Source organism: Acinetobacter lwoffii, assembly GCF_049367455.1.
GTDB lineage: Bacteria > Pseudomonadota > Gammaproteobacteria > Pseudomonadales > Moraxellaceae > Acinetobacter > Acinetobacter lwoffii_W.
Map to the genome: position 1 here is coordinate 47,768 of NZ_JBMPXW010000009.1, position 24,079 is coordinate 71,846.

Below are 24,079 nucleotides of genomic sequence, written 5' to 3' on the forward strand. Positions count from 1 at the left end.
TAAAATCTATTTCCAAGTTATTTATTTTTAAATTTTTCTATTTCAATTCTGAATGGCTTTGTTGCACAAACCTATCTGTAAAGGGTTTTTCAGCGATATAATTTTCAAATGAAGAAGCCTACACACAAAATCTACCGCACAACCAATTGGCCCGCATATAACCGAGCACTCATGAGTCGAGGAAATATTGCCATTTGGTTTGATCCTGCTACGCAATGATATGCTCCATCAAAAGGCAAACAAGGGCGAAATCAAATCTACTCCGACGCAGCCATCCAATGCTGCTTAATGATTAAATCCTTATTCCGTCTGTCTTTACGTATGGTCACTGGCTTTGTGCAAAGTCTGATTAAACTTTGCGGATTAAATTGGATAGCTCCAGATTACACCACGCTTTGTAGAAGACAAAAGCATATTGATATTGTAATCAGCTACCAAAAAAGTAGCGATGGGCTGCATCTACTCATGGACTCTACAGGCATGAAGTTTCTAGGTGAGGGCGAATGGAAACGCAAGAAACATGGACCTGAATATCGTCGCCAATGGCGTAAACTTCATATTGGTATAGATGCTAAAACCCTACAAATACGAGCAGTTCAGCTTACAACCAATAATGTCAGTGATTCACAGGTGCTTGGTGATTTACTTAATCAGATTCCACAAGATGAGCGGATTGACTCTGTTTATACCGATGGGGCTTATGACACCAAGCAATGCCGTCAGGTCATTGCAGATCGGCAAGCGCATGCGGTGATTCCACCTAGAAAAAATGGAAAGATACAAAGAGTAGCTCGCTAGAGCGAAATGAATTACTTCGAACAATTAAACGTTTAGGCAGGACACTATGGAAAAAATGGTCAGGCTATCATCGGCGAAGTTTGGTTGAAACTAAGATGCATTGCATCAAATTATTAGGAGATAAACTCAGTGCAAGGAGTTTTGATAGCCAAGTGAATGAGATCCATGCACGTGTAGCAGTCCTTAACAGATTTACGGAATTAGGTCGACCACTTACCCAAGTTACGCCTTAAATTTGGCTCAATTAGGGGCGCTTTGCATTTCAAATCTTTGTGCAACAAAGCCACTTCAAAGTAGAAATGTCTGGTCTGGATTGTTGCCACTCTAATTTGAGTTTAAAAAAGCTAGCAAATCTGCTAGCTTTTTAAGATGATTATTCTATTTTTTAGAATTTAATAAACCAAAGAAGTTCTCTCCATCGTTCTCTAAGTCTTCAAAAAACTTATAAAACGATTGGGCAATAGCCTTATTTTTGACAATAATACCCACAGGCACTGTTGTTAAAATATTTGTGGATGAATCACTAACGTGAATAATCAAAACACAAAAAGAGTCTTTCATAACCAAAAGCTCAAAATTACCGTCAAAAACTACACTACTTTCCTTAAACGTTAGAAAGTGCTTGGCTCCTGCCTCAGCTGTGATTAGTTTTTTATAACTTGCGATTGATTGTTTATCATTTCTGTATGCCACTGGTAAGAAGCATTTAAAGTTTTTGGTAATTGTGGTTGTCGATAAACGATCAATAAAATCACTAAATCTATCTGACTTACCCCAAAATTCATCTGATGGAGCTAACCAATACAGCTGTTTATCATCATTATTCTGGTCTTGATATTGTTTGATTGTTTTGAAAAACAGGTCTGAATTTTCCTTAGAATATATTGGCCCGATAAAGTATTCATTGGATTTGTGTTCTAGCTTAAATAAGCGATCTAAATTAAGCTTATTCTCGCTAAAAATAGATTCAACTGAAAAAGTATCCTCCATATCTAATTCATGGAGTACCTTTAGAATATCCTCAATATTTTGTGGCTTCTTAGCTGATCTAAGAGCAGCGTAAAGAGAATCTTCGATTTTGTTAAGATTTTCCATGTGATTAAAATCACTAATCTCTGTAGGTGTATAATTCTCATCAAGCGTCAATGGTAATGTAAAACGACGAGAATGGTCTCGCAATTTTTCCACTTGGCTCATTTTATACAGTTGCAGCTTCTTTTCATCCACTGATGGATTCAACTTAACTAATCCTTGGCTGAAATAAAATCGAAAATTTTTCTGAAACTCCTTACTAACCAAAGACTCACCATTTGAAAGGTATTGGTTAGAAGCATCTAATTTAATTGAATTTGCCCCATTGTCAGATGCGTTGGGATTAACTGGCTCAGGATTCAAGCCAATCATCTCAAAACTCATCTTTTGAATATTGTCCTCAATCTTATTTACATAAGGAATTGCACAAACATCCGAGAATGCTTTCTCAAGTCGCTGAGTCAGAGCAAATCGATCATCTTCAAGATGTTTTATCTGCATTTGTTTTAATAATTTAGTTAATAGCACATCTGTTTCATGATTAGATAACCCTAAGAACCGCGCTATTTTTTCAGCAGAAAGTGGTGCAATTACCAATAGGCGCAATACCATAGAATCAATAAAATCTAAGGTATCTGTTGTGGTATAGCTAAATGCCACATTGAATAGTTGTGATGGCAATGTAACATCTACGTCATGATAGCTTCTTAGTGAATTTTCCATGAGTTATACCCCTGCCTTTCTATATTTTTTTGATCTATTTTTATTAATGTGCGGATTGTTTTGTACTATTTTGACAATGGCGCGTTTTGAAATATATCGATATTCTAAAGTCTGATTTTCACGGCACTTGATGTAATTTAATACGCGTCCTAAAGGTAAGTTACTGTTGACTCCTTGCCACATTTCTGACGCACCAAAGATTACAAGACGATCCATTGCGCGAGATAAAGCCACGTTCACACGATTTGGTGACTTCAAAAATGCAGGAAACTTAGTTGGATCATTTCGCGTAACTGAGAGAATGATGATCTTATTCTGTTTACCTTGATAACTATCCACCGTATCAATACGCACAATTGATCTCAATGCATCTGACACTTCACACAAAGAGAAGGCTTTTCTTAACCGGTTTTTTTGCTCAGCATAGGTACAAATTACACCAATAGCAGGCTCTTTAAGGGAATCAGGCTCTGGCACTAATTTATTTAACAAGAGTTTGTCTTGGTCAATCCGCTGAAGAAAATCGATAATTTCATTAATTTCATGTGGGTTATAAATACTACTACCTTTCTCCATTTTGAAATGCTCAGCATTCCCAGTATCCACCCAAGTAACTGTTGAATTCAATTCTATTACGATGTCGGATGCATAGTTATCAGGCACAATCCGCTTTAACTTAATTTCTTTCAGCTCTTCATCACTTAAACCACGAGAATCGACAACTTCAGTTTCAAGTTTTCCTTCATAAAAACAGTCTGAAACTAATTCGCCGATGCTCGGACTCATTCGGTACTGTGACAAGAGTTCTGAACTAGCCTTTAGTCCATAATGTGAATTAAAGATACGGCCAAAGTCGCTTTGTAATTTATCTTCCAAATCATCATCTGATATCTTAAGTTGCTTAGCTAAAGCCTTTATATGATCGCTCGAATATAGTGGAGGAAGTTGGTCTTGATCCCCAACTAATAAAATACGTGCACCTGACTGCATTGCAATTGCCAATTCTGAAGCGATTGAACGTGCTGCTTCATCAATAATCACCCAATCAAATACGTGATTGGCGATTCCAATACTTTGTTGGCCAACACCAACGCATGTGCCACAGACTAATTGCCTTGTTTTGACCAGAAAACTTTCATAATTAGCATTTTGGCTTTCAATTAATGGTTCATAATCTAGGGCAATATTGATCAAGGCTTTCGCTTTAAGTCCTTCCTCATTAGATACCCCGTAGTATTGATTAAGTGCTGCGAACGTAATCATGTCGATCTTATTTAACTGGTTTAATACTGTTATCTCTTTATCATTGATACAGTCTTCCAGTTGATCCCAAAAGTCTTGATTTCCGTCAAACATGCTCTTCAGCTTATGCATTGCTGATTTGAAAGCCTGGGTATACTCTTCTAATGAGAAACTAAACTTTTGATCAAGATCATCTTGGTCGATTGACTGATACGCAGATTTAAGACTATTTAAAATAGTGACTCTGATTTCATAAAGATCGCTCAAGTATTCAGCTTCAAGTGATAAATCTTTTGCAAGCTCAAGCACTCTTTCTTTAATATTAGACTTAAACAGCTCTATCTGGCTCGTAATAATTGAGCCTGTATAGACATCTTTTAATTCAGGAGACACAGCACTCTCTTTATTGCTTATTCGAGCAATACTTAATGGTGTGTCATACTCTGTGCATAGCTGACGTATACGCTCAACACTTGTATTTACAGCTTCGTGCGACTGACTAACAATTAAGATGTTAGATACATTTTGTTTATCATAGAGATAGTGAGCCAGTATAGAGATAAATTCAGTTTTGCCGGTTCCTGGTGGTCCCTTTAATAGTGATACAGGTCCATACTTAAGCACATTACGGAACGCTTTACGTTGTAATGGATTGAGGGCTTTAACCAATTCCCCATTTTTGTATTTGTTATAGTGATCTAGATCTTCATCAGGCACTTCAATCTCATAATCTTTTGCTTCAATCACTAATGATGGTTCAAAGTAATCTACGAGATTTTCAATGACAGCCTTATTACTCAGAATATTTGTCAGAGCATCTGCACGTTTCCGATTAGATGACTTATCTGCCTTGCTTTGTAGAAACAGTGTTGCTTCTTCAGGAACTTCATTTGTTTTTTTACAAAAATCGATCCACAATTCTCCGACTTTTGATTGCGCAATATTCACCGTACCTATGCAGAAAGTGTAATCACCTCCCGCCCCAGTTTCTTTAGTGCACATTACATCGACTTTATCGGTCTTTGAAAATTTAGCTGAAACATCTTCTGCAGAGTCATAGTATGCAATAGCACTCTTTGAATCTTTAAAATGTTTGCTCGAAACTATCTTTAACGGCTCAGACAGAGTGATTGTAGGATGTGCATGACGCTCAGTCGCCATGACTTTTTTCCACAACTCTTTCGTTTCAATATCAATTAAGTGGCTATGTGTAGGCAGATGACTCATTGGCTGTGCCATAAGCTCATCAGTAGCTATAACATCGCCTATCTCTTCTTGTAATGCTTTTTGTTCACGCAGAGCCCGTAATGTTTCCTCTTTCTCTTGAGTCCTTTTGAGCTGTGCTTGCTTAAACTGTTCAATAGCATCCTTAAAGTTTTGATCTTTTGCTAAGAAGTCATTTAACTCTACAATGTTGTCACGCTTACTCATCCCAGATATCGGGTGGACTTCAATGCTAACATCAATAGTCAGATCTGCATCCCTACTAGCCTTCCACCACAGGTCTTGTTTTTTGACAAAATCAAGGAAACTTAATTGATTTTCATGGGGCTTATAAAACCCTTTTAACATGCCATTGATTCCGCTAAGTGTAAATCGAAAATCCCCCTCACTTGCTGCCTCAAGTTGGATATAAACTTTGCCGTTTTCGGGATAAATCGTAAAGGGCGTCTCAACCTTACTTGTATAAATACTAATCTGAGGAGCTTCTTTTACAATAGCACCCTTACATTCAAATGCCTCTATAAAGCGAGAATTATCAATATAGCGTACACTTGGATCTTCCATTCCTTCTATGCTCAAGGCTGTATTTAGCCAGGATAAAGTAGGATCCATTGAAGCCACATCATCCACAGCCAAGTCTATATCGTATAGATCTGCGATTAATTTCAATGCAGTAAAGTTGTCACACTGAATGACTGTTGGATCTTCAATATCAGATGGGAAATAAGCATTAGAAGAATCAGGTTGTGGTACTTCAGGATGGAAGCAATCATTAAAACTAACTTTCAAGTTTGTTTTATCTACTAGAATCTTTTCATCATCCAAGTTTCCATGTTGAAAGCCATGCTCATGAAATTTTTTCAGAGAATGCAATAACTGAAGTGAAAGTTCATTTTTTTCATCCTCAGTTAAGCCCTCAATAACCGTTGACCAAGCTTCACCCTTTACCATTTCAGTTACTAGATACACACATGCTGTGCTAGTTGATAAACCAAAATCAATAATCTTAGGAAGGTATGGCAAATTGAGAGCCTGCGTCATTTTAAGTTCTTCAAAGAATCGCTTAAAACAACTCTTTTGATAAGTTGTCATTGCAGATGCAACTTTACCCATCCATGTTTTGACTAACATGTTGCCTGATGCATAGAGTGTAAAATTTTGGTTAGCATCAATAGGCGCGCCAAATATCGGGTAACTGATATAGGTATTTGTCTGATTTAAATATGGATTCAGTACATCTGCATCAAGTTCATAACTAACTTGTTCAGCAGGTTTTTGAGCTAAGAAATCTTGGAATACTGCACATGCATTATCATATTTCCCTGTCAAAGCTCGTGTTAAAATACGCTCTAACCAGTGGTTCTGATCTCGCTCCTCAAGACTAAATTTTTTCAATGAACGTGGGCTCAGTCGAGCATTCTTCCAAATATGAAGGATTAACTGCCCTAACCAATACACATCCTTTTGTGCAGCTGTCAGCGCAAGATTCGGAAGATGAGCTGTTGTATTCAAAAATGGGAGTTCGTTAGCCAGTTCAGGGTCAATTTTCGAGGGCTGTGTTTGATCATTTGCTGCCGAAAAATTGGATAGCAATATCTCCTTTTTATAAGAGATCCACACACTATGATCACCCACATCACCATGAGTAATTCCCATTTGATGTAGGTGATTAAATTTACCAAGCAAAATCTGGAATAAATCCAATTTCTCAGATTCAGACATTTTCTCAGCATAAGCGCCGATGAATTCGTTGACTCGATAGCTGTTCTCAGGCAACTCATACAACTCATTATATTTTGATGTCATGTCATCAAGACTTGGGTTTGTAATCGGGTGCAAACAACTTTGATAAAGATCAGGCTTTTCTGTTTTAATTTTTTGGAAAACCCGGCGCTCATTGCAGATCAAGTTGAATCGATGTTGAGGCTGACTCATTCTTGAGTTACTCAACTTGAATTCATTAAAATCCCAACAACGCATTAAAGATTTTTCACCAACGATGGTCAATGAATGCGCTTTATACTCGCTATAAATCTTTTTAGGATGCGGTAAGATCAAGTCACCTCGTTCATGATTATTAATAATCAAAGAGCGTGGTTGAATTTGGTCAGGCGCAAAAATTTCATCAATAATGGCGTGATATTCTTTTTTAATATCATATATGCGACCATCACGTTCCAGATGCTTGCGGAACATATTATTAAAATTCTTCTGTTGAGCTAATTGTATAAACTCATCTATCGAAAGAATGTGCTCTAAATCTTCTGGAGGCAGGCGCGAATAATCTGCTTTACCACACATGACAACAAAGTGAGAAACACTTTGGTAATGAAATGTAATGCCCTTAGCTTTCTTTTCTGAAACTTTATCCTTTAGTTTATTAACTATAATTTGCATTTTTTTTACATTTTTAGCTACAGGGCATGAATCTTGCTCTTTATTACCTACGTACCATTTTCCTGCAACTTTTGTAATTTCCTTACCGTTCCAGTCCTTGAATTCAATGACCAAAATGTTTGCATGAGTAATAATTAGGAGATCATATTCAAATTTCTCAGAACTACCTTTCGCTACTGCTTTTTTTCCATTTTTATGCATAAATTCAAAACCAGCATATGCTCGCCAGTTTTTAGTTTTTTCGCCACGATCAAAGACCTTTTTAATCTTATCAATTGCTTTGAGTTCGTGCTCGTATATACCTGTCTCTGGATATGTAACTTTCATATTAAAAGATTCTTTATTTAAAATGTCTTGCTTTTGCACATACAACAAATAAGCGTCAAAAATGATGCTAAATTTTTATTAACATAAAGTAATGCTATATGTACGGTGTCTTTTAGAAAAAATACTTAGCGTAAGAATTTAGTTTTTTCAGGTTGATGGTTAGTTTGGCCAAATAAGCCCTCCGAAGGTTTTTTATATTCAGTTTAGGATTGTATTTAAAATAAAGTCTGCCAAATATTTTGGTGTAAAACCTGAGTCTTCTAGCACGATCATCATTTAGATGATCTAACTCAATCATTCGTTTAAGCAAAACGTATTTCACTTAACGGTTCATAATGTGACTTATATTACATTTAATTTTTGAGTATTCAAAATTATTTTATTGAATTATAAGAAAAAAACTTAAGGAATTCCTTAAAATTTGATGACAATGGTCATATCTCTAATCACTAAAAAGACCAAAAATAGATATCTACCCATATCTCTCGGACAAATTAACTCTATTTTATAAAAGTATCAATAAATTCATTAGGTTCATGAACCAAAAATTTATAATTATTTTTTTATTTATATAAGTTATTGAAAATAATAAATAAAATTATTAAAAGTTTTATTAACTAGACTTCAGGTGAACATAAGTTAAAGTTCGAATTAAAATGAATAGGGTAGTCGCAATTTCCAAAAAATGACAGCTCATGTGTCGTTTAGATACTAACAATTTGTTTATTATAACAAATCTTAAGCATGTTAGCTGTCGTCATTCTTTGATACGGTCTACGTACTACCGTACAATCATCAGCTATATTCATGGTGTTACTTTGCATAATTTACATTTTCTGCATTCAAACCAATCAATCCAAAATTACGTGCACGTTCGAGACACATAAGCTGTCATTGACGACACATGTAATGTCACTGGTTGCGTTCGTGCGTCTATTTCCGTTGAACTATGCTATACCTTGAATAGCCAGCTACTCGGTTCACTGAAATACTGACCGACACGTTAGATTTCAGTTTTAAATCAAAATAGCGATCAATCGTCACAATTAGATGTTTTACATAATCAAAAACTACATATGTTAAATCCTTTAAATCATTGTTCTGGTGTGCAACTTCAATAAATTCTGAAAACAACGCTACACCTGTTTCGTTGGCCAGATTCGCTAACTGATTATCCAATCCGGCAATTGCCGTTAATTCTGATGCAATCACCACTTTATGCATTGCTGTTTCCGCTTCAATGCCTTTGTACTCAATCCCCTTGTATATATAGACATCGTTTTCTCGTTTGCCTTGGTTCCAAGGGTTATCCGTACCATCCAGTCTAGGCATGCTGTACGGTCGTTTTAGTTTTGCTGGAGGTGTTTGTTTAGCGGTGACTTCATAAAGGTTAAATACGCAATCTGTGTAGCGTTTAAGGCTATGGTATGTCAAAGCTTGCTGTTTGGCGGTCAACTCCCGTGGTGATACATGATTCACCAAGGTTTTGAACATTTCTAATGATTCTGGTGTGAACGATCCATCTTTTTTTGCATTGTCCATCAGGTCTTTTTTAGCCCATTTATGCTTTAGTTTTTCCGCTTCAGCATCAGATATTTTCTCTCCCCGATACACGTATCCACGCGCTGCGTTTGAATACTCAAAATCTGCTCGTTTTACTGCCTTGTAGACCATTGTTTTTGTCATTTGTTTTGCACCAGTTTTTCCCATAGTTGTGGCGACCGCTTGAGGGCTTAACACGTACCCATTCTTTTTCGCTTCGGTCGTAACACCAAAACTCGAACCCTAAACAACAACGTTTATTCACGACATAGCGGTAGGTGTTGCAGATCGTAAGCATATTCTCAGTGGCGTTAACTTCCCAAGGTTTAAACGCAATAAGCTCTGTTATTGCTTCCCTGTAAAGTCGTGTTGCTTTGGGATTATTGAATAAGATCCGTTCTTTTTTTGAGGTCTTAGTGATTGCATTCATTTCGTCCACGACCTCACTAATGCTTTTAGCCAATCATCCATCAAATCAACTAAAATTGCCCGTTCTCTGCCTGTTGGATATGCGCTTAACTTCATATTCCAACTATTTGCCGACTCTTCTGTGCCGTGCACCAAAAACCCATTTTGTTGATCATTTTCAGCCAGCTTATCCGTCACCCAACATTCAAACAGTCTGGCAAAGATTTCTGTTGGCTGTGACCAATACATTGACCGTGATTGATCTAGGTGCATGGCGTTATTCATAAAGCCCGTACCGCCTTGTCTTTCTTCGTAATCAAGGTATTTGGTTGACTTAAAAGTAAGATAATTAACCAGCTTGATAAACTTATCTGCAGTCTGGCCATCTTTAAGATGTTTGTATGCTGACTCTTGATGATTCTGTACTGAGTAACGCCCTTTACTGGTGTAAAGAAAGTATTCGCTAAAAAAGTTATTATTGAGTCCGTTTCGTTTTGCCAAAACACAATCAAATCCGTGCGCGAACTCATGGGCTAGTGCTCCAACACCTTGCGTCTTGGTCAAATGAATAAGCATATTACCTGGTTCAAAGTGAGCTGCTGCGCTATCAACGCCTGTGCCACGCGAACCGAATGCTATTCCTAGCTTACCGCCTAAAGATGCGAACGTAACGGGTAGACCTAGAAGTTCGACAAGATCCATTAGTGAGTCATACGTGCAATTCAGAAACCATGCACGTTCCTTTTGATTTACCCAATTGCCGAACTCGACTCCAGAAAATTTGAAATAGTCCATAAGCAACTGGCTATCGATGTTTTCACCCTTTCGATGGTCCTTACCCTCGCGCACTTCAACTCTGTCGTAGCGCGGTCTTTTGGGTGGTTTTGCGCGTCCTTTTTTGGGTTCTATGACTCGTTCATCTAAAATTGGCTGAAAAAATGTTTTTACTTTTTCTAGTGCTGCATTGAATGTGTCGTATTCCGTCCAATCATCTAGTGTTTGAAACCGCTTTGCTGAAATGGATTTAACGGCATACCACTTATGTTGACCAGTCTCAGTGTTTAATAATTTTTTGGCACCATAATTATCCGTATCAAGTACACGATCGTCTGGCCATCCTAAAGGGATTAAGTTTTTTAAGCGTAAACGTGTGTCTGAACTAAATGATAGTGGGTGTTTAACTCTGCGATTGGTATGTCGTCCAGCTGAGTAGCGTTCTAAAATATCTTTTTCACTTCGTCCAGCACCAAACTTAACGGTCATGTACGCATTAAAGTCGTCTGTCAGTTGTTCTAAACGTTCGTAGTGTGAGCTTTCATATTTGTTTTTTAAGAAGTGTAGCGTAGCAATGTAGGCATCATCCCATTGCTTTTGACCTATGCTAAACCAACCGCCCCCTAAAGGCTTGTTGGTTAAGTTTGCATAGACCAAAGAAAATAATAGTGCATGTTTTACAGGTTTATGGCCAGATTGGGCATCAGCTCTAAAATCAGGCTTTTGCCAATATTCCTTTTTAGTCACTAGGCTGTCAGACTTAATTCCATTCATGTTGCCTGAGAAGTCTGGTGATGGGTTGTCTTTACGTGCACCAGCAAACTTTTTACCTACATCCGTAATAGGACCATCTTTTTTTTCATTACTATTTATTTCTTCAGTCATAGCTAAACCACATAATTGTTAGTTGCGTATATCGTCCAAGATCTCTGACAGATCAAACAGATTAATATCTTTGAGTTTCGCTTCAGCATTGATGCGCTCAAGTAATTTCATAAAGCCAACAAAAATAATGTGTGGTATTGGTCTATTGTTGATATGCACGGGTGTTGACCAAGTGCGTACACGCGTTTCGCATATTTCAAGCCCTTGTTCTTCAAAAAGCTTGATCAATGTCGGGATGTCTTTGTCTAGTTGAGTAAGGGCTAATAACGACCGAAATACATCATTTAAGCTAATAGAGTGGTGATGATGGTTCGGATTGTGCTGTTTTCTATTGTCGCCCTGTTGTTGATTAAAGTAATGATGGTTTTCGCGGTTTTGAGATGGTCTGTTTAAATATTTCATTTGTTATTAAGCTCCAAAAAGATAGCTGTAAATCAGGTACAAAATAAAAGTTATTGTTAATCCCGACACCAATAGAGAATTGATCGGGTAATTTTCTAAGTTAAAAGGTTTTCTGTGATAGCTCACTCCCCAATCTGAAACAGATCCTCGCTCTACGGCACTGTAAAAGTTAGTTTGTGAGGCGTTTAAACGGTTGTTGTCTACTGATATGAATTCCAGTTTGCACAGCAATTCGTCACTCAGGTAGTTAAAGAAAGTCGTTGGTGCACCATTTGATAGGATGTGTATAAAACCGACCTGTTTTTGGGTATAACCCATTCGCTCATACGCTTTTTGAAATTCGTGCGTTAAAGTCGCACTAAACTTATCCCCCTTATTTTTGGCAATCAGTTCAATTGGTGGCTCAGCTCCAGCCTGAATAAGCTTGGTGAATTTAGGACTACCACAACCCCAATTTTGAGAGATCCAAACACCGCGTTTTGTGTCGTGAATCAAACCATCAACAATGACCACGGCTGCATCACCGATGTCGCCGTTTTCTTTTTCTGTAAATTCGGTGTTATCAACGTCTTTTCTGAATTCTTCAGGCATTGGCCTTAAAACTTCTAAAAGATTGGTACTGTCACTTTGTACATGACCAGTAGCCAAAATCATCGACTCAATTTTTTTTAGGGCATGTTCAGGTACTATCAATACTGAATGTACACGCTGGTCATACGCATCAGATTGAATGTCTTGAGCTTCGGTATTCTTTTCAATAGTGCTTAATTCCATATTATTTCTCTGCCTGGGCTTTCTGGTATTCAACTGCAGTCTTCATTGAATATTCGGTATCATCTTCGTGCTCTGTACCAACCATGCTTTGCTGACCTTGGTATATACCTTTAACAGCATTGACGAATGCGTTATGCGCCGTAGCGTTGTAATACGTTAAGTTTCCAGCACTGGTCGAATCATTGAATGTCAAAGTATTAGGAACATGCCAAACTGCTGAATAAGCCTTGCCATCGATAACAACAATAGGTTCAAACTCGACCGCTTCACGGTGCTTGGTTTCATTCCATGGTGTATAGAAAACAGTATTGTTTTTGAGGTTGTAGACCTTGAATACGATCTGGCCAAGATTCCGTATTTTGGCCTCTTTGTTGTATGCCTCTAAAACCTTGTCTTTTTGGAAGTCTGTAATTTCAAGCTCAGGGTTCTTCGTAATCACCAGTGTTTCATCAGTCGTTTTAATCTCAGATGGAACGTAGATTTTTGAACCTTTAGGGAAACGTCCTGATTTCTCCAATGCGGATCTAAACTTGTTATTTGCATCCAAGAAGTTGCCAAACTCACTACTGAAGTAGCTGTAAAAATTTGATGCACTGGTGAACATGCCAAACTGATTCACCCGAACAATTTGCTCAGATACAGTGGATGCTAAACTTGCATATGGTTTGCCCGACACATCAATTTCGCGCCATTTGTAGTTACGTACACCTACTTCTTTGTCGCATGCATCATTAAACATAGATGTAGAAACAATATCGCCGTCCAAGCGCTTCACATAAGCAACCGGGTAACTGCGGATAGGTGCCATACGAACAGCTTTGTTTGAATTGGTGTAAAAGCCAGATGACGAAATGATATTTTGTTCAGATGATTTAATTTGATAACTTCGTAATGTATTTAGCTGTCGATCAAAGCTATCAATTTCAGATTCATATAAAACATCACCCTCAACAGATGTTGCGATTGAATAAGGGGCATACATCACATCGCCCTGAACTTTATCCATGATCTGCTCAGCTTCAATACGATATAACGGCTGTGAGAACATGCCATTTGATGCCAAAGCTGGTAGATCTCCCCCTACACCAAAATTACACGCTACTTTGTGGTTGGTGGTAGAAAGGCTTGATTGAGGTAATTTGTAGTTAGATGGATTGTAAGTGGTAACACGTTCATCATATTTGCGAACTTGTTCCTCAACTTTCTTTTCAATGGGATCTATTTGTTCTTCTTGAGATGCAGTATCAGTATTTGAAGGCTCTAACTTATCACAACCAAATAGTAAAACTGACAATATCGCTATGGTAAGGGTTTTCTTATTCACTACTTAATGACCTAACTTAAAACTACTAATACCCCACATTATAATTAAAAATAAGTATTAATGAAGTGGTATTTAATAGTTTAAGGACTTTTAAGCGAAAAACCCAATATCATTAATTAGTTTTAACGAACATTCTTTTAATGCAACTTCATAACCGCCGTTAATATTAAATGTAAAAGCAAATGGTAGCATTTTATCAATCGCAAATATCTTCTCTAATAAGTCGTTGTTTTCTGCAGATGGCTTATCCTTTAAGGCATATTGCATGGAAAACTTAGCATTTATACCCGTGCTTTTATATACAGCATTTATTTGTTCTTTAAGGCTTTTTTCCACTTCTTGCACAGTATTGAAAATAAAATTCTGATTAACAGTGAATTTATCAGTTTTCAAAGATCCAAAGGTCCACGCCAGACTCTCCGAAACCACATACCCTAGAACAGTCTGCAATTCTTCATCTTCAAATTTGTGATAATGAACGTATGATTTAGTTTTACCGTTAAAATATAAAATAGAAATGGAGAACAACACCTCTTTGTGAGCATATTTAAAAGGTACTTTAACAAGACTATAAAAGTTTAAGAGCTCAACGTTGGAGGCTTTAGACATATTTTTTAAAAAAATTTTAAAGACATTAAAGTGATTATACTAAAAATATCAAAGAAATGTTAAAGGGTTTTAAAATGGATACAGTTGTTCTAAAAAATAGTTTAATTGCTAGTTTAGTTTTTGTATGTGTGTTCCTGGTGTTCCAAAACATCGACCATAGAGTTTCTGAACGTATACAGCTTGAGTCAACCAGTGCAGCATTCGAGTCGCTTGATAAAGACTTTTCTGCGATCAAAAGAAATGTGGATACTGAATTCAATAAGCTCCCGAAGTACGTGAAGCCAAGCAAAGAGCAATCGATCAATGATGCATTGGAATTCATTAAATTCTCGAAACAGACCTTTACTGACACAATGGCCCAAAATGAAGAACTTTTAGCAGAAGTTAAGGGTTTTGAGAAAAAGGCAAATGATGTTTTAGAAAAATAATAGTTATTTTAAAAAGAAAAATGGGAAGCTATAAGCCTCCCATTCTTTTAATGTCGTAAGAAACATTTAAATTTTGTTCTTAAAAGTATTATAGTAAAACTAATAATTTATGCAAATACTTTTAACAGAAATATCTAAAAGGTCTTTAACACTCAACGAATCCGAATAACTTAGACAGTGTGAATAAATTGTTAAAGTAGTCGAGTGTATATGTAAAACATTGGTATACCCATTAGAGATATGCGAATTATTATATATGTAAAACCTAACATACTTTTTAGTCGTATCTTGCGTAAAACTTACCAGATAATCTTTTGTGTTTTCATTTATGTTATCTTCGTATTGCTCTGTTATGCTCAGGATCTCTTTGCTGTTCAGCCAATAACTGCCTGTTTTATCTTGTTTAATCTGTTCCAAAATCAAATTATTTAATGACTGGTACTCTTTCGTTATTGCTTTGGCATATCGTTTTGATGACTGATGTTCTTTCCAGTCAATTTTTGCTTTCTTAAACAGTTTGAAAGCTGTAACCGCGCACAATATAGCTGAGATGGTACATAATATTATTCTACTACTATCACCTATAATGCCAATCATTCCTAAATGCACATCTTTTGAGAATAAACCGTTCAAAGATAGGTATACGCCAAAGATACAAAAACTTAACGCAAAAACCACAACTAAAATTAAAGTTGCTCTAATTAAAAGCTCATTAAAAGTAATTTTTCTTAAACTTTTGGTATAAAGCTTAATCTTATCTTTTTCAGATTTTAACATTTTAGCCAAGAACTTATGTTCTCTTTTTCCTCTGCTAAAAGGTGGTGTTACAGCATCTTTAAAAGTCATGTATAATCAAAAGTATTTTAACGTTCCATTAAATATACACTACACCTGGGCCTATTTAAAATGAAACATTATAGAATTATCGCTATTTTAATACCTTTAATATTTTCAGGTTGTGCAGCAAGCCACTCAGACAAAGAGCTTGTTGACTCTTATTACAATGACCAACAAAAAACAATAGAAAGCGATGTAGATCAACTCGTTAATTCCTACTCCGCTAAAGTCGTTACTCAGTACTACCCTGAACCATACTTCAATCCAACCAAGCCAATACCGCATTATTACGCTTTAAAGCTTGATGAAATGGGTATCCCTTACCCAAAAGAGCTTGTATACGACAATGCCGACTATAATTTTTATAAAGAGCAGGCTAAGTTTAATGCAAACAATAATGACGTAATTGATACAGATCACCACGATCACTAAAACTTTTTTATCGTAGGTGTTTTGTTGAGGGGCGTTTCTTGCCGAAACCTTTCTTAACCCCTTAGTGTATGAGGGTAAAAGATTCATACTATATTTTAGAAAATACACTTGATGGAGATAAAGACCAAAAAATCAAAGTGTTGAGAGTAAGCCAGTATGATACTTTTTATTACCCTCATACATTATCTTCTGAACTATCTTCACTCCTTTTTTGATTGGCTTCTTTGATAACATTTTCAATAAAACAGATAACTAAATTTAAAGCGATTAAAAATAATACGATATAGCCAATAGTTTTTAGAGTTAGTACAAAGTTATTGAATACATAAGTTGATGCTTTTCCTATTCCTATATAAACCACATAACATGCAAATATAACCAATGCTATTGCACTAATTGAAATTATTGCAAGTCCAGTATTTTTTAAAAATGAGCGCAATAAGTATTTATCGAATTTAGAATTATTCATAGCCATATACTATCCTTCATAAAAATTTCATTTTCTAACATTGAACGAAGCGCAACTATTGCTGCACCACCGCCAACAATAATTATGATAAAGCCGAATAAAAAATTGAGATTCATGTTTGCAGCTATGTTTAATTATTTAGATTTAAGCAACTTAATTAGTAGCATTACAATAGTTATTGTACGAGAGTACTTTACTCTAGAGGTGGTCCCACTTGTTTGAACAACTAAAAGCGTATTTATAAGTGATATTCCGCTCTAGTTAAGCCACCTTGTTTTGTTGGGGTAGCTGATCATAGTAAAACTCATTTGGTGTCATTTTGTCTAGACTCGAATGAGGTCGTTTCAAATTATAAAACTCAAAATATGCACTTAATTGCTTTTTCGCATCTGTGACACTGCTATAAGCTTTGAGATACACCTCTTCATATTTAACGCTCCGCCATAATCGTTCAACCATCACATTATCTACCCATCGACCTTTACCATCCATACTGATTTGAATGCCATTTGATTTCAATACATCAATAAATGCATCACTGGTAAACTGGCTGCCTTGGTCTGTATTAAATATTTCAGGTCGACCATATTTTTCAATCGCTTCATTTAAAGCCGAAATACAAAAATCCACCTCCATACTAATCGATACCCTATGCGCAAGTACCTTGCGGCTATGCCAATCAATCACAGCACATAAATAAACAAAGCCTTTTGCCATAGGGATATACGTTATATCCGTAGACCACACTTGATTACTGCGCTGAATAGCCAACCCTTTGAGCAGATATGGATATTTACGGTGAGCTTGATTAGCCTGGCTTAAATTTGGTTTGCAATATAACGCCTGAATACCCATTTTCTTCATTAAAGTACGTGTATGACGTCGTCCTATATGATGTCCTTGACGATTCAACAAATCACGCATCATACGACTGCCTGCAAAAGGATATTGCATATGTAATTCATCAATACATCGCATCAGCTTCAGATCTGATGCACTCACAGGTTTTGGGCGATAGTAATAACAACCACGGGAGACTTTCAGCAGCTTAGCTTGCTTAGATACTGAAATCTGAAGTGAGTCGTCGGTTAACTTTTGTGGTTGAAGCGGCCCAGTTTCTTCAACACACCTTCTAAAAAATCAATTTCTAATGCCTGCTCACCGATTTTTGCATGTAGTTTTTTTAGATCGATGGGTGGTTCTGTTGGAGCTTTTGATTGATCGAAAGCTTGCGAGGAAGCTGAGATCAATTGATTTTTCCAGTCAATAATTTGGTTTTGATGAACATCAAACTCAGCACTCAATTCAGCAAGTGTTTTTTCTGCTTTAATCGCAGCAAGTGTTACCTTAGCTTTAAAATCATTTGAATGATTTCTTCTTGGTCTACGTGCCATAAAATACTCCATATATTGATGTTTATAACATCATTTGAGGAGCAGAATATCACTTATAGGAGTTGTTCAAATTTACGGATCCATCTCTCTCTCGTACACTTAGAAGATAAGCATCTGGATTCGTTTTTAATTCTTTATCTAACATTATTAGCTTATTCAACATATCTTGGTTTGTCGTCTTGGGAATGATCCAACCGCCAAAACTAATATTGTTTAATTTGATGTTAGGTAGTGGATCTTGTCTATTTTGTTCCAGTAACCAAAGATAGTTTTCACTACAAACAAATAAGACTTTTAATTCCTGATCAATGCGCCGTAAATCACAATATCTGAATAGGTTTACGTTACCTGGTGCTTCAGCATTGATAATTGGTTTTTTTCTTGTTTTTTCACCATGTAACTTAAAGTATTTAACACAACTTTCAATGTCACTTTTTAAATTGATTGGTGCAGTTTCTATTGGTGCCTCTGATAATTGTTCTTCAGCATATTCAAAATAGATCCAACATACATCTTGGTCTTTTAGCTTTTCAAAAAGCCAATCTGGAACGTCATGCAATTTTTGTTTTAGTACAAATGGTTTTCCTACATTCGTAATCTTGACGCTTCTTTTCTTGTACGTGTCCAGCTCCCCTATCTTCTTCACGCCACTTTTATATAAATAACGGTTTTTGAGAACTACTTTACTCTTTTTTACCTCTTTTTCAGGTTTAGGATCAGTACTGGATTTTTCAGGCTCAACATTCAAACAAAAGTAATCTATTCCTTTGGTAAACAATTGAAACTTCCCCTCCTTTTCAATTAAGGCAAAATTCCCTCTGATTTCAGCACCTACTATATCTTTAGATATTAGAAATCGATCATCAACGGTTTGTTCATTTAAGAGCAGTAAAGCCGATTTAAAATCTACTTTGTGTTCTGGTATTACAACATAACCGTGGTCAAACAACTTTTTGCTCACTCGGATAACTGTGTAAATATCCATAACCAGCTCCTTATATTATTTCCTGTAATTTTGGTTGATGTATTCTTGGATCGCTACAATTCTTTTTTCTGAAGTAGGATGCGTTGATAAGAAATCAATTTTAGTGCCCTGTTTTTCTTGGGCTACTACTTTATTCCAAAAGCTGACTGCGCCCTGTGGGTTGTAACCAGCACGAACCATAATATCAACACCTAGAAGATCCGCTTCACTTTCAAGTTTGCGCGAACCAGGTAAGTTAACCCCATAATCGCCTAGTAAACTTGTGCCAGATACAACCATGTCACCAAGACCAGCCGAACTAGCTGCAAGCACACCTAAACCAGTTAAAAGCTTTTTACTTACCTTTTCACGCCCATGATCACGTAAAGCATGTGCAATTTCGTGGCCGATCAGTGCAGCCAATTCATCATCAGTTGCATTAATTTTTGTGATAGAACCAGTCAACACACCGATCTTGCCTCCAGATAGACAAAACGCGTTGATTTCATTATCTCGGATTGTATTAACTTCCCAATTCCAATTTGCTGCGTCAGCTCGATAATGTGGAACTTGTGCGATAAGACGTTTTGCTACTCTATTTACTTGAGCGTTATTCACAATCAATCCACGCTGTTTAGCAGTCGTGATGATGTTGTTGTAAGACTGAGTACTTTGCTGAAGATATTCTTTTTCAGAATACAACATGATTTGTTTGCGTTTAGAACCCATTCCATCAATAGTACTAGATACGCAACCAGTTAAAAGAGATCCGGCAACAGCCAAAACACACAAAGATTTCATCTTAAAATCAAACATTTTGTTTTCCTTTATGTTTAAAAACATTTAACAAGTTAAAACTGCGCTTATTAAGCTTGTTTTTATCTTCCAAATCAGTAATACATTTAAACTCTTTTAAGATGTTTTTGTAATGCTCTTTTTGTTCATTTTCTGACTTATTAAAACCTTTCAAAGCTAACTGTTCAATAGTTTTAGGGCTGAATAATTTCAGAAGAACTATATTTAATATTAAAGTACCAGCCAGTAAGCCCAACGCATAAAGCTGAACAACTGAAGTACTGTATTTAGGTTCCATCGGACCAAGTGAACCAAAGCATATAAAGCTAAATACAGATAAAGTAACTGCAGCTATAAAACTAGATACCGTAACTCTAATCTTGAACTTATATCGTGCAATTAAAGCGACAATTAAAAAACCAAAAAGTATGGTACCAATTGCCGTAGCCATTATGACTAAAAAGAGCCCAGGGTTTGTGTTTGATGGATCTAACATTTCCATAGAATATCCTTAAATAAAACCCTTGCTTTCTAATAGGGTGAAACGATCTTTAAACAGTACAAAGAATGTTTTTTTAACGCTTTCGTACTGGTGTTTGATAATGTCTAAAGCACTATCATATGCACCTAGTTTCACGTAATTAACAAAATTGGCATGATCAAAACCTTTAAGTTTGTGACGTTTAATAAAGCCCTTAAAGTCTTGCTCTTTTTCTTTAAATTGATTCTCAAATTCAAAGAAAAGTTTGCCTAATTTCATGCTGTATAGTTTTAAATTGACAATAAATTCGACTAAAGGTGTTTCATTTCCTCTAATCGTAACCAGCATGTCTTTATCTTTTGTGATTTCGAGCGATGGTAAAAAATTAGAAAAATTAACCAGTAGATCACTTAATAAAACTTGTTTATTAAAGTATGTGACCAAAACAGGTGCGCTATCTGGCACATACGCTTTGATACGTTCAAATTTACTTAAAGCTTCTGGAGAAGCATGACCACTAAGGGCTAATTTCACTAACATATAATTCACTCGACATCTAATTCATTTTTTAAAACCAATTTGTATTTTGGATGAACCCCAAGTCTAAGTTGAAGTAATGTCCACGCTTGCTTTGTTATTAACTTTTCGCCACTTTCAAACTTTGACCACTGTATATTGTTGTACAATCCTGTGTGACTAGACATTTTGGTTTTACTTAAACCACTCCAGACTCTTAGTTGTTTTCCTAAGACTGGTATTGGAACCAGCATTAAACCATTGTCCTCTTGTTCCTTTAAAATCTTTAAAGCTGCCTTTTTACCTACTAATTGACCGCCATCTTCACAAATATAAGTAATACGAGCTGTATATTGTTCAGAGTTTAAGCACTCTTCTAACAATGCTAGAACTTCATCCTGAGGATTCGTTAAACCCCCTCCAACCGTATCGCCTGTATCAGTTTTAATCACGAGTTATACCTTTTAAGATAGATATTCTTATAGTATATACGAAAAACATTTAAAAGATTTTTTTAAAAAAACAAAATGTTCATTTTTTGTATTTTAGCTAAAACCACTTATAATATGATTATTGGTATTAACCAAAGTTTAAAACATATTGAAAGGTGTTTAAAATGACTAACTCTAAAACTAACGCTAAAACCAAAGAGAACCGCTTAAACCAAAATGGCAGTTTAAGCAAAACCGACCAACGCAAGCTTAAACCTATTTCTTTTTGCTTATTAGATACAGAACAAGTGACAATGCTGGAGAAAATTGAAAAGTTTCAATATGGCAATTTCTTTAAAAACATTATAGCTTCTATGACTGATGAAGAAGTTGAACAGATCGCGAATAGCAACAAGAAAAGCGATCCAATCATTCCTCAAAAATTACTAGATCTAAACATCACAAAAGGTTTCTTATCTTGTCGTTCAATTGCAAAGGTGCTTTTTAAACACAATAAAGTTGAATCTATGCTGCATGAGCTACGTAACTTTATCTCTGACGAATTCATTTTAAAGTTAGCTGAAGACCGCAACTTAACACTATCTATAAGCGACTCAGAAGTCGATTCTAATACCTCTTCAGGTATGTTTGATGATCGCTATGCGATGGCTGATACTGGCTATAAGAGCCGTACAACACCTGTTTTCAATCAGCAAAATATTGAATCTATAAAATCCATTGTTCGTGAACATGAGAAGCTTCCAAAACATGTCGAATTAGACAATGATTTCATTGAACAGTTTATGAATGACAATCCTGAAGTATTCGCAAAATTATAAAAACACAAACAAAAAAAACCATCTAATTTTTAGATGGTTTTTTTATGTCTTAATTATTTCTAGAATCAGCTATAAAGCTTCGCTGGCTCGTCTGCAACTGGTATCACTGGCTGTACTTCTTGCATAAGAATTTTAGTCACTTCATCCAGTGGTGCAATGTTGGAAGGTAAAAACTCTATTGCTTCAGGAAATTGTGATTTAAGGTAAGCATCTATGGCTTTGTGAATAGCTCGGTACCATTCTCGCGATTCGCTCTCTAAATTAAACATGCTTGAAATTGAAGCTTCTAGATCCGCAATATATTTACTTGGTAGTAAAGCTTTACGCTCCATATAAGCTTGATGTGCCATAGCAAGCCAGATAAAGCGATTTAATTCCTTACTACTTCCCTCTACGCTATTATCTTTAAAGTTCAACGTTCTAAATTTGCAAATGTGAAAATGTTGCTCACTAAAATATTTAAAGAAATCTTCATACTCAATTACAGAAATGGATTTTTGTAGCACCAATGGTATATCTAATGCGAGATCCACTTCGACTTTACGTGTACCAATGCCATTTTTAATAACAAATTTCATATTCACCTCAAAATAAATTAAATTGTTTAAAGGTGTCTTTATCATTAAAAGTAACCAGGTGATGCGATTCAATTAACGATTTAAGGTCCTTAGCCTGAGCAACTGGCTGTATTTCAATGCTGGCGATTTGTGCAGCTTCATGAATTAACCCTATGATTTGAGCACGGCTTTCTAAATATGCAGATAGATCGCGAGTTTCTTTGAATGAAGAAATGACAAAGTTAATATTCTTTTCTAAATTCTCACTCAAACTGCTTAGTGTTTGGTTAATTGGTGCATACTTTTCTATATGCTCTAAGACTGTTGCATGATCTAGAAAAAAACTAACTTCCAGCAATAATGAATTGTAAAAATCAATAAAGTTCGTTTCTTTTTCAAAGATGAAAATTTCTTGGCCATCTTCGTCATTAGGTATCTCAATTGAACCTTTTGAGATCTCAAAACTTTCATCCCCCAACAATGTATGCAGAATTCGGCCTAAGTGTTCTGCATGTGGTTTGCTGTTAGTAAAGTTGATTTTCAAGTTTTCATTTGAATCAGCAATACGGACTAAAATATAGTTTGTTGTGTGAAATAATTCATCTGCATTGTCAGTAAAATTTAACATTGAAATCTGATTATCTGTTCCAGCATCAGAATCAAGTTGCTTATCCAAAAATTCATGGTTATCAATAAAAAGCTTAGCTACACCGTTTGTAATAATGCTTTCGTATTCACCAAAGTTTTGTGCAAGGTATTCGCTCATTAAATTTGGCAGAACTTCTAATAAACTTTTTTTAAGATCCGATAATTCAATAGCAGAATTGAATAACGAATCTGGCACAAGGTTCTCTACCTCTTCATCAAGTGCTTCATCGTTTGGTGACAACCCTTTTTGCTGTGCAATTGCATTACGGAAGGAAGCCATAATTGAGATTGTCAAAATTGAAAGTGTTACCGTTTTAACCCATTCACTTTTCACATCGTTAGGCACGTAAAAAGCGCAATTACTAACCCACTGGTGGTTATGATTAAGAATCCGCTTTAAAGGGGTTTTAGTGGCTGGAAAAATTTCAAAGACAGTATTTAAGATTGGGTTTTTACCCAATTTGATGCTTTTATTATTACCGTAAAAATAGATGCTGCGAATATCAGACATAATATACTTTCTTAAACTTAACGTTGGTTACATATTATCACTGATTTAGTTTTAAAAAATATTTTTTAAAACTATTAATTTTATTTTTTTGTGTTTTAATTCTGCCCTTGTTCACTGCTTTTAAAACCCAAAAAAACAGGTAACTTTTGCTTAGGCTACGGTGGGAACTTGGTATTACAGTGTTATTTGGTAGCTAAAAAATTAAACATTGATAAACTATTGATAGTAAAAGAGATAAGGAATAGATAGATTTCTTTGCGTGTAGGGATATACTTTTCATCAAACATTTTGTTTATCGCATACAGAAGTGAAGAAA

The 24,079-nt window shown here is 35.8% G+C and carries 21 protein-coding genes and 1 pseudogene; 4 read left to right on the forward strand and 18 right to left on the reverse strand.

The window, feature by feature from the left end; translation table 11 throughout:
- The first annotated feature begins 108 nt into the window (after positions 1 to 108).
- A pseudogene (locus tag ACO1B7_RS16020) lies at positions 109 to 1,031 on the forward strand (IS5 family transposase).
- A gap of 145 nt (positions 1,032 to 1,176) precedes the next feature.
- Here the strand turns inward: ACO1B7_RS16020 and ACO1B7_RS16025 are convergent.
- The 8 genes from ACO1B7_RS16025 to ACO1B7_RS16060 form a co-directional block, all read right to left on the reverse strand.
- Complete coding sequence (locus ACO1B7_RS16025) at positions 1,177 to 2,553, reverse strand: hypothetical protein (protein ID WP_005005738.1); 1,377 nt, start codon at positions 2,551 to 2,553, stop codon at positions 1,177 to 1,179.
- A 3-nt stretch (positions 2,554 to 2,556) separates the two neighbouring features.
- On the reverse strand, positions 2,557 to 7,782 hold the full coding sequence (locus tag ACO1B7_RS16030; RefSeq protein WP_005005740.1) for an AAA domain-containing protein: 5,226 nt from the start codon (positions 7,780 to 7,782) through the stop codon (positions 2,557 to 2,559).
- A gap of 894 nt (positions 7,783 to 8,676) precedes the next feature.
- Positions 8,677 to 9,483 carry a hypothetical protein gene (locus ACO1B7_RS16035; protein WP_010591556.1) on the reverse strand — a complete coding sequence of 269 codons (807 nt, stop codon included), beginning with the start codon at positions 9,481 to 9,483 and terminating at the stop codon, positions 8,677 to 8,679.
- A 228-nt stretch (positions 9,484 to 9,711) separates the two neighbouring features.
- On the reverse strand, positions 9,712 to 11,352 hold the full coding sequence (locus ACO1B7_RS16040) for an LPD1 domain-containing protein (protein WP_005005743.1): 1,641 nt from the start codon (positions 11,350 to 11,352) through the stop codon (positions 9,712 to 9,714).
- Positions 11,353 to 11,370: 18 nt separating this feature from the next.
- The gene (locus tag ACO1B7_RS16045; protein WP_042892771.1) at positions 11,371 to 11,754 is read right to left on the reverse strand and encodes a hypothetical protein; all 384 of its coding nucleotides are present in this window, start codon (positions 11,752 to 11,754) and stop codon (positions 11,371 to 11,373) included.
- Positions 11,755 to 11,760: 6 nt separating this feature from the next.
- On the reverse strand, positions 11,761 to 12,528 hold the full coding sequence (locus ACO1B7_RS16050) for a hypothetical protein (RefSeq protein WP_180058714.1): 768 nt from the start codon (positions 12,526 to 12,528) through the stop codon (positions 11,761 to 11,763).
- A 1-nt stretch (position 12,529) separates the two neighbouring features.
- Positions 12,530 to 13,822, reverse strand: coding sequence for a hypothetical protein (locus ACO1B7_RS16055; RefSeq protein ID WP_218947226.1), 1,293 nt, complete (start codon positions 13,820 to 13,822; stop codon positions 12,530 to 12,532).
- 120 nt (positions 13,823 to 13,942) lie between these two features.
- Positions 13,943 to 14,461 carry a hypothetical protein gene (locus ACO1B7_RS16060; RefSeq protein WP_180058716.1) on the reverse strand — a complete coding sequence of 173 codons (519 nt, stop codon included), beginning with the start codon at positions 14,459 to 14,461 and terminating at the stop codon, positions 13,943 to 13,945.
- Positions 14,462 to 14,535: 74 nt separating this feature from the next.
- Here ACO1B7_RS16060 and ACO1B7_RS16065 point away from each other — a divergent pair, with 74 nt between their 5' ends.
- Positions 14,536 to 14,889 (forward strand): hypothetical protein, encoded by a 354-nt coding sequence (locus ACO1B7_RS16065; RefSeq protein ID WP_005005748.1) that lies wholly within the window; start codon positions 14,536 to 14,538, stop codon positions 14,887 to 14,889.
- Between the two features lie 99 nt (positions 14,890 to 14,988).
- On the opposite strand, the gene ACO1B7_RS16070 is transcribed toward ACO1B7_RS16065, so the two are convergent.
- A complete protein-coding gene (locus tag ACO1B7_RS16070) occupies positions 14,989 to 15,735 on the reverse strand; it encodes a hypothetical protein (protein ID WP_005005749.1) in 747 nt (248 codons plus the stop codon).
- A 60-nt stretch (positions 15,736 to 15,795) separates the two neighbouring features.
- Here ACO1B7_RS16070 and ACO1B7_RS16075 point away from each other — a divergent pair, with 60 nt between their 5' ends.
- Complete coding sequence (locus ACO1B7_RS16075; protein ID WP_005005750.1) at positions 15,796 to 16,158, forward strand: hypothetical protein; 363 nt, start codon at positions 15,796 to 15,798, stop codon at positions 16,156 to 16,158.
- A 175-nt stretch (positions 16,159 to 16,333) separates the two neighbouring features.
- On the opposite strand, the gene ACO1B7_RS16080 is transcribed toward ACO1B7_RS16075, so the two are convergent.
- The 7 genes from ACO1B7_RS16080 to ACO1B7_RS16110 all read right to left on the reverse strand — a co-directional run bounded on the left by ACO1B7_RS16080 (position 16,334) and on the right by ACO1B7_RS16110 (position 21,229).
- Positions 16,334 to 16,633 (reverse strand): hypothetical protein, encoded by a 300-nt coding sequence (locus ACO1B7_RS16080; protein ID WP_005005752.1) that lies wholly within the window; start codon positions 16,631 to 16,633, stop codon positions 16,334 to 16,336.
- 255 nt (positions 16,634 to 16,888) lie between these two features.
- A protein-coding gene (locus ACO1B7_RS16085) for an IS3-like element ISAba14 family transposase (RefSeq protein WP_423090391.1) occupies positions 16,889 to 18,033 on the reverse strand; the annotation gives its coding sequence in 2 pieces (ribosomal slippage) (positions 16,889 to 17,769 and positions 17,769 to 18,033; 1,146 coding nt in all).
- Positions 18,034 to 18,070: 37 nt separating this feature from the next.
- Positions 18,071 to 19,006, reverse strand: a complete 936-nt coding sequence (locus ACO1B7_RS16090) for a hypothetical protein (protein ID WP_005028393.1) — start codon at positions 19,004 to 19,006, stop codon at positions 18,071 to 18,073.
- A 15-nt stretch (positions 19,007 to 19,021) separates the two neighbouring features.
- On the reverse strand, positions 19,022 to 19,801 hold the full coding sequence (locus ACO1B7_RS16095) for a M48 family metallopeptidase (RefSeq protein ID WP_005005756.1): 780 nt from the start codon (positions 19,799 to 19,801) through the stop codon (positions 19,022 to 19,024).
- Positions 19,794 to 20,282: a hypothetical protein gene (locus ACO1B7_RS16100; RefSeq protein ID WP_005005757.1), complete on the reverse strand. Its 489-nt coding sequence runs from the start codon at positions 20,280 to 20,282 to the stop codon at positions 19,794 to 19,796. The genes ACO1B7_RS16095 and ACO1B7_RS16100 overlap by 8 nt, the downstream gene beginning before the upstream one ends.
- A 9-nt stretch (positions 20,283 to 20,291) precedes the next feature.
- Positions 20,292 to 20,801, reverse strand: coding sequence for a hypothetical protein (locus ACO1B7_RS16105; protein WP_005005759.1), 510 nt, complete (start codon positions 20,799 to 20,801; stop codon positions 20,292 to 20,294).
- Between the two features lie 5 nt (positions 20,802 to 20,806).
- Positions 20,807 to 21,229 (reverse strand): hypothetical protein, encoded by a 423-nt coding sequence (locus ACO1B7_RS16110; RefSeq protein WP_005005760.1) that lies wholly within the window; start codon positions 21,227 to 21,229, stop codon positions 20,807 to 20,809.
- Between the two features lie 164 nt (positions 21,230 to 21,393).
- On the opposite strand from ACO1B7_RS16110, the gene ACO1B7_RS16115 reads away from it, so the two are divergent.
- Positions 21,394 to 22,047: a hypothetical protein gene (locus tag ACO1B7_RS16115; RefSeq protein ID WP_005005764.1), complete on the forward strand. Its 654-nt coding sequence runs from the start codon at positions 21,394 to 21,396 to the stop codon at positions 22,045 to 22,047.
- 65 nt (positions 22,048 to 22,112) lie between these two features.
- On the opposite strand, the gene ACO1B7_RS16120 is transcribed toward ACO1B7_RS16115, so the two are convergent.
- Positions 22,113 to 22,625 (reverse strand): hypothetical protein, encoded by a 513-nt coding sequence (locus tag ACO1B7_RS16120; protein ID WP_005005767.1) that lies wholly within the window; start codon positions 22,623 to 22,625, stop codon positions 22,113 to 22,115.
- 7 nt (positions 22,626 to 22,632) lie between these two features.
- Complete coding sequence (locus ACO1B7_RS16125; protein WP_005005771.1) at positions 22,633 to 23,763, reverse strand: hypothetical protein; 1,131 nt, start codon at positions 23,761 to 23,763, stop codon at positions 22,633 to 22,635.
- Between the last annotated feature and the right edge of the window lie 316 nt (positions 23,764 to 24,079).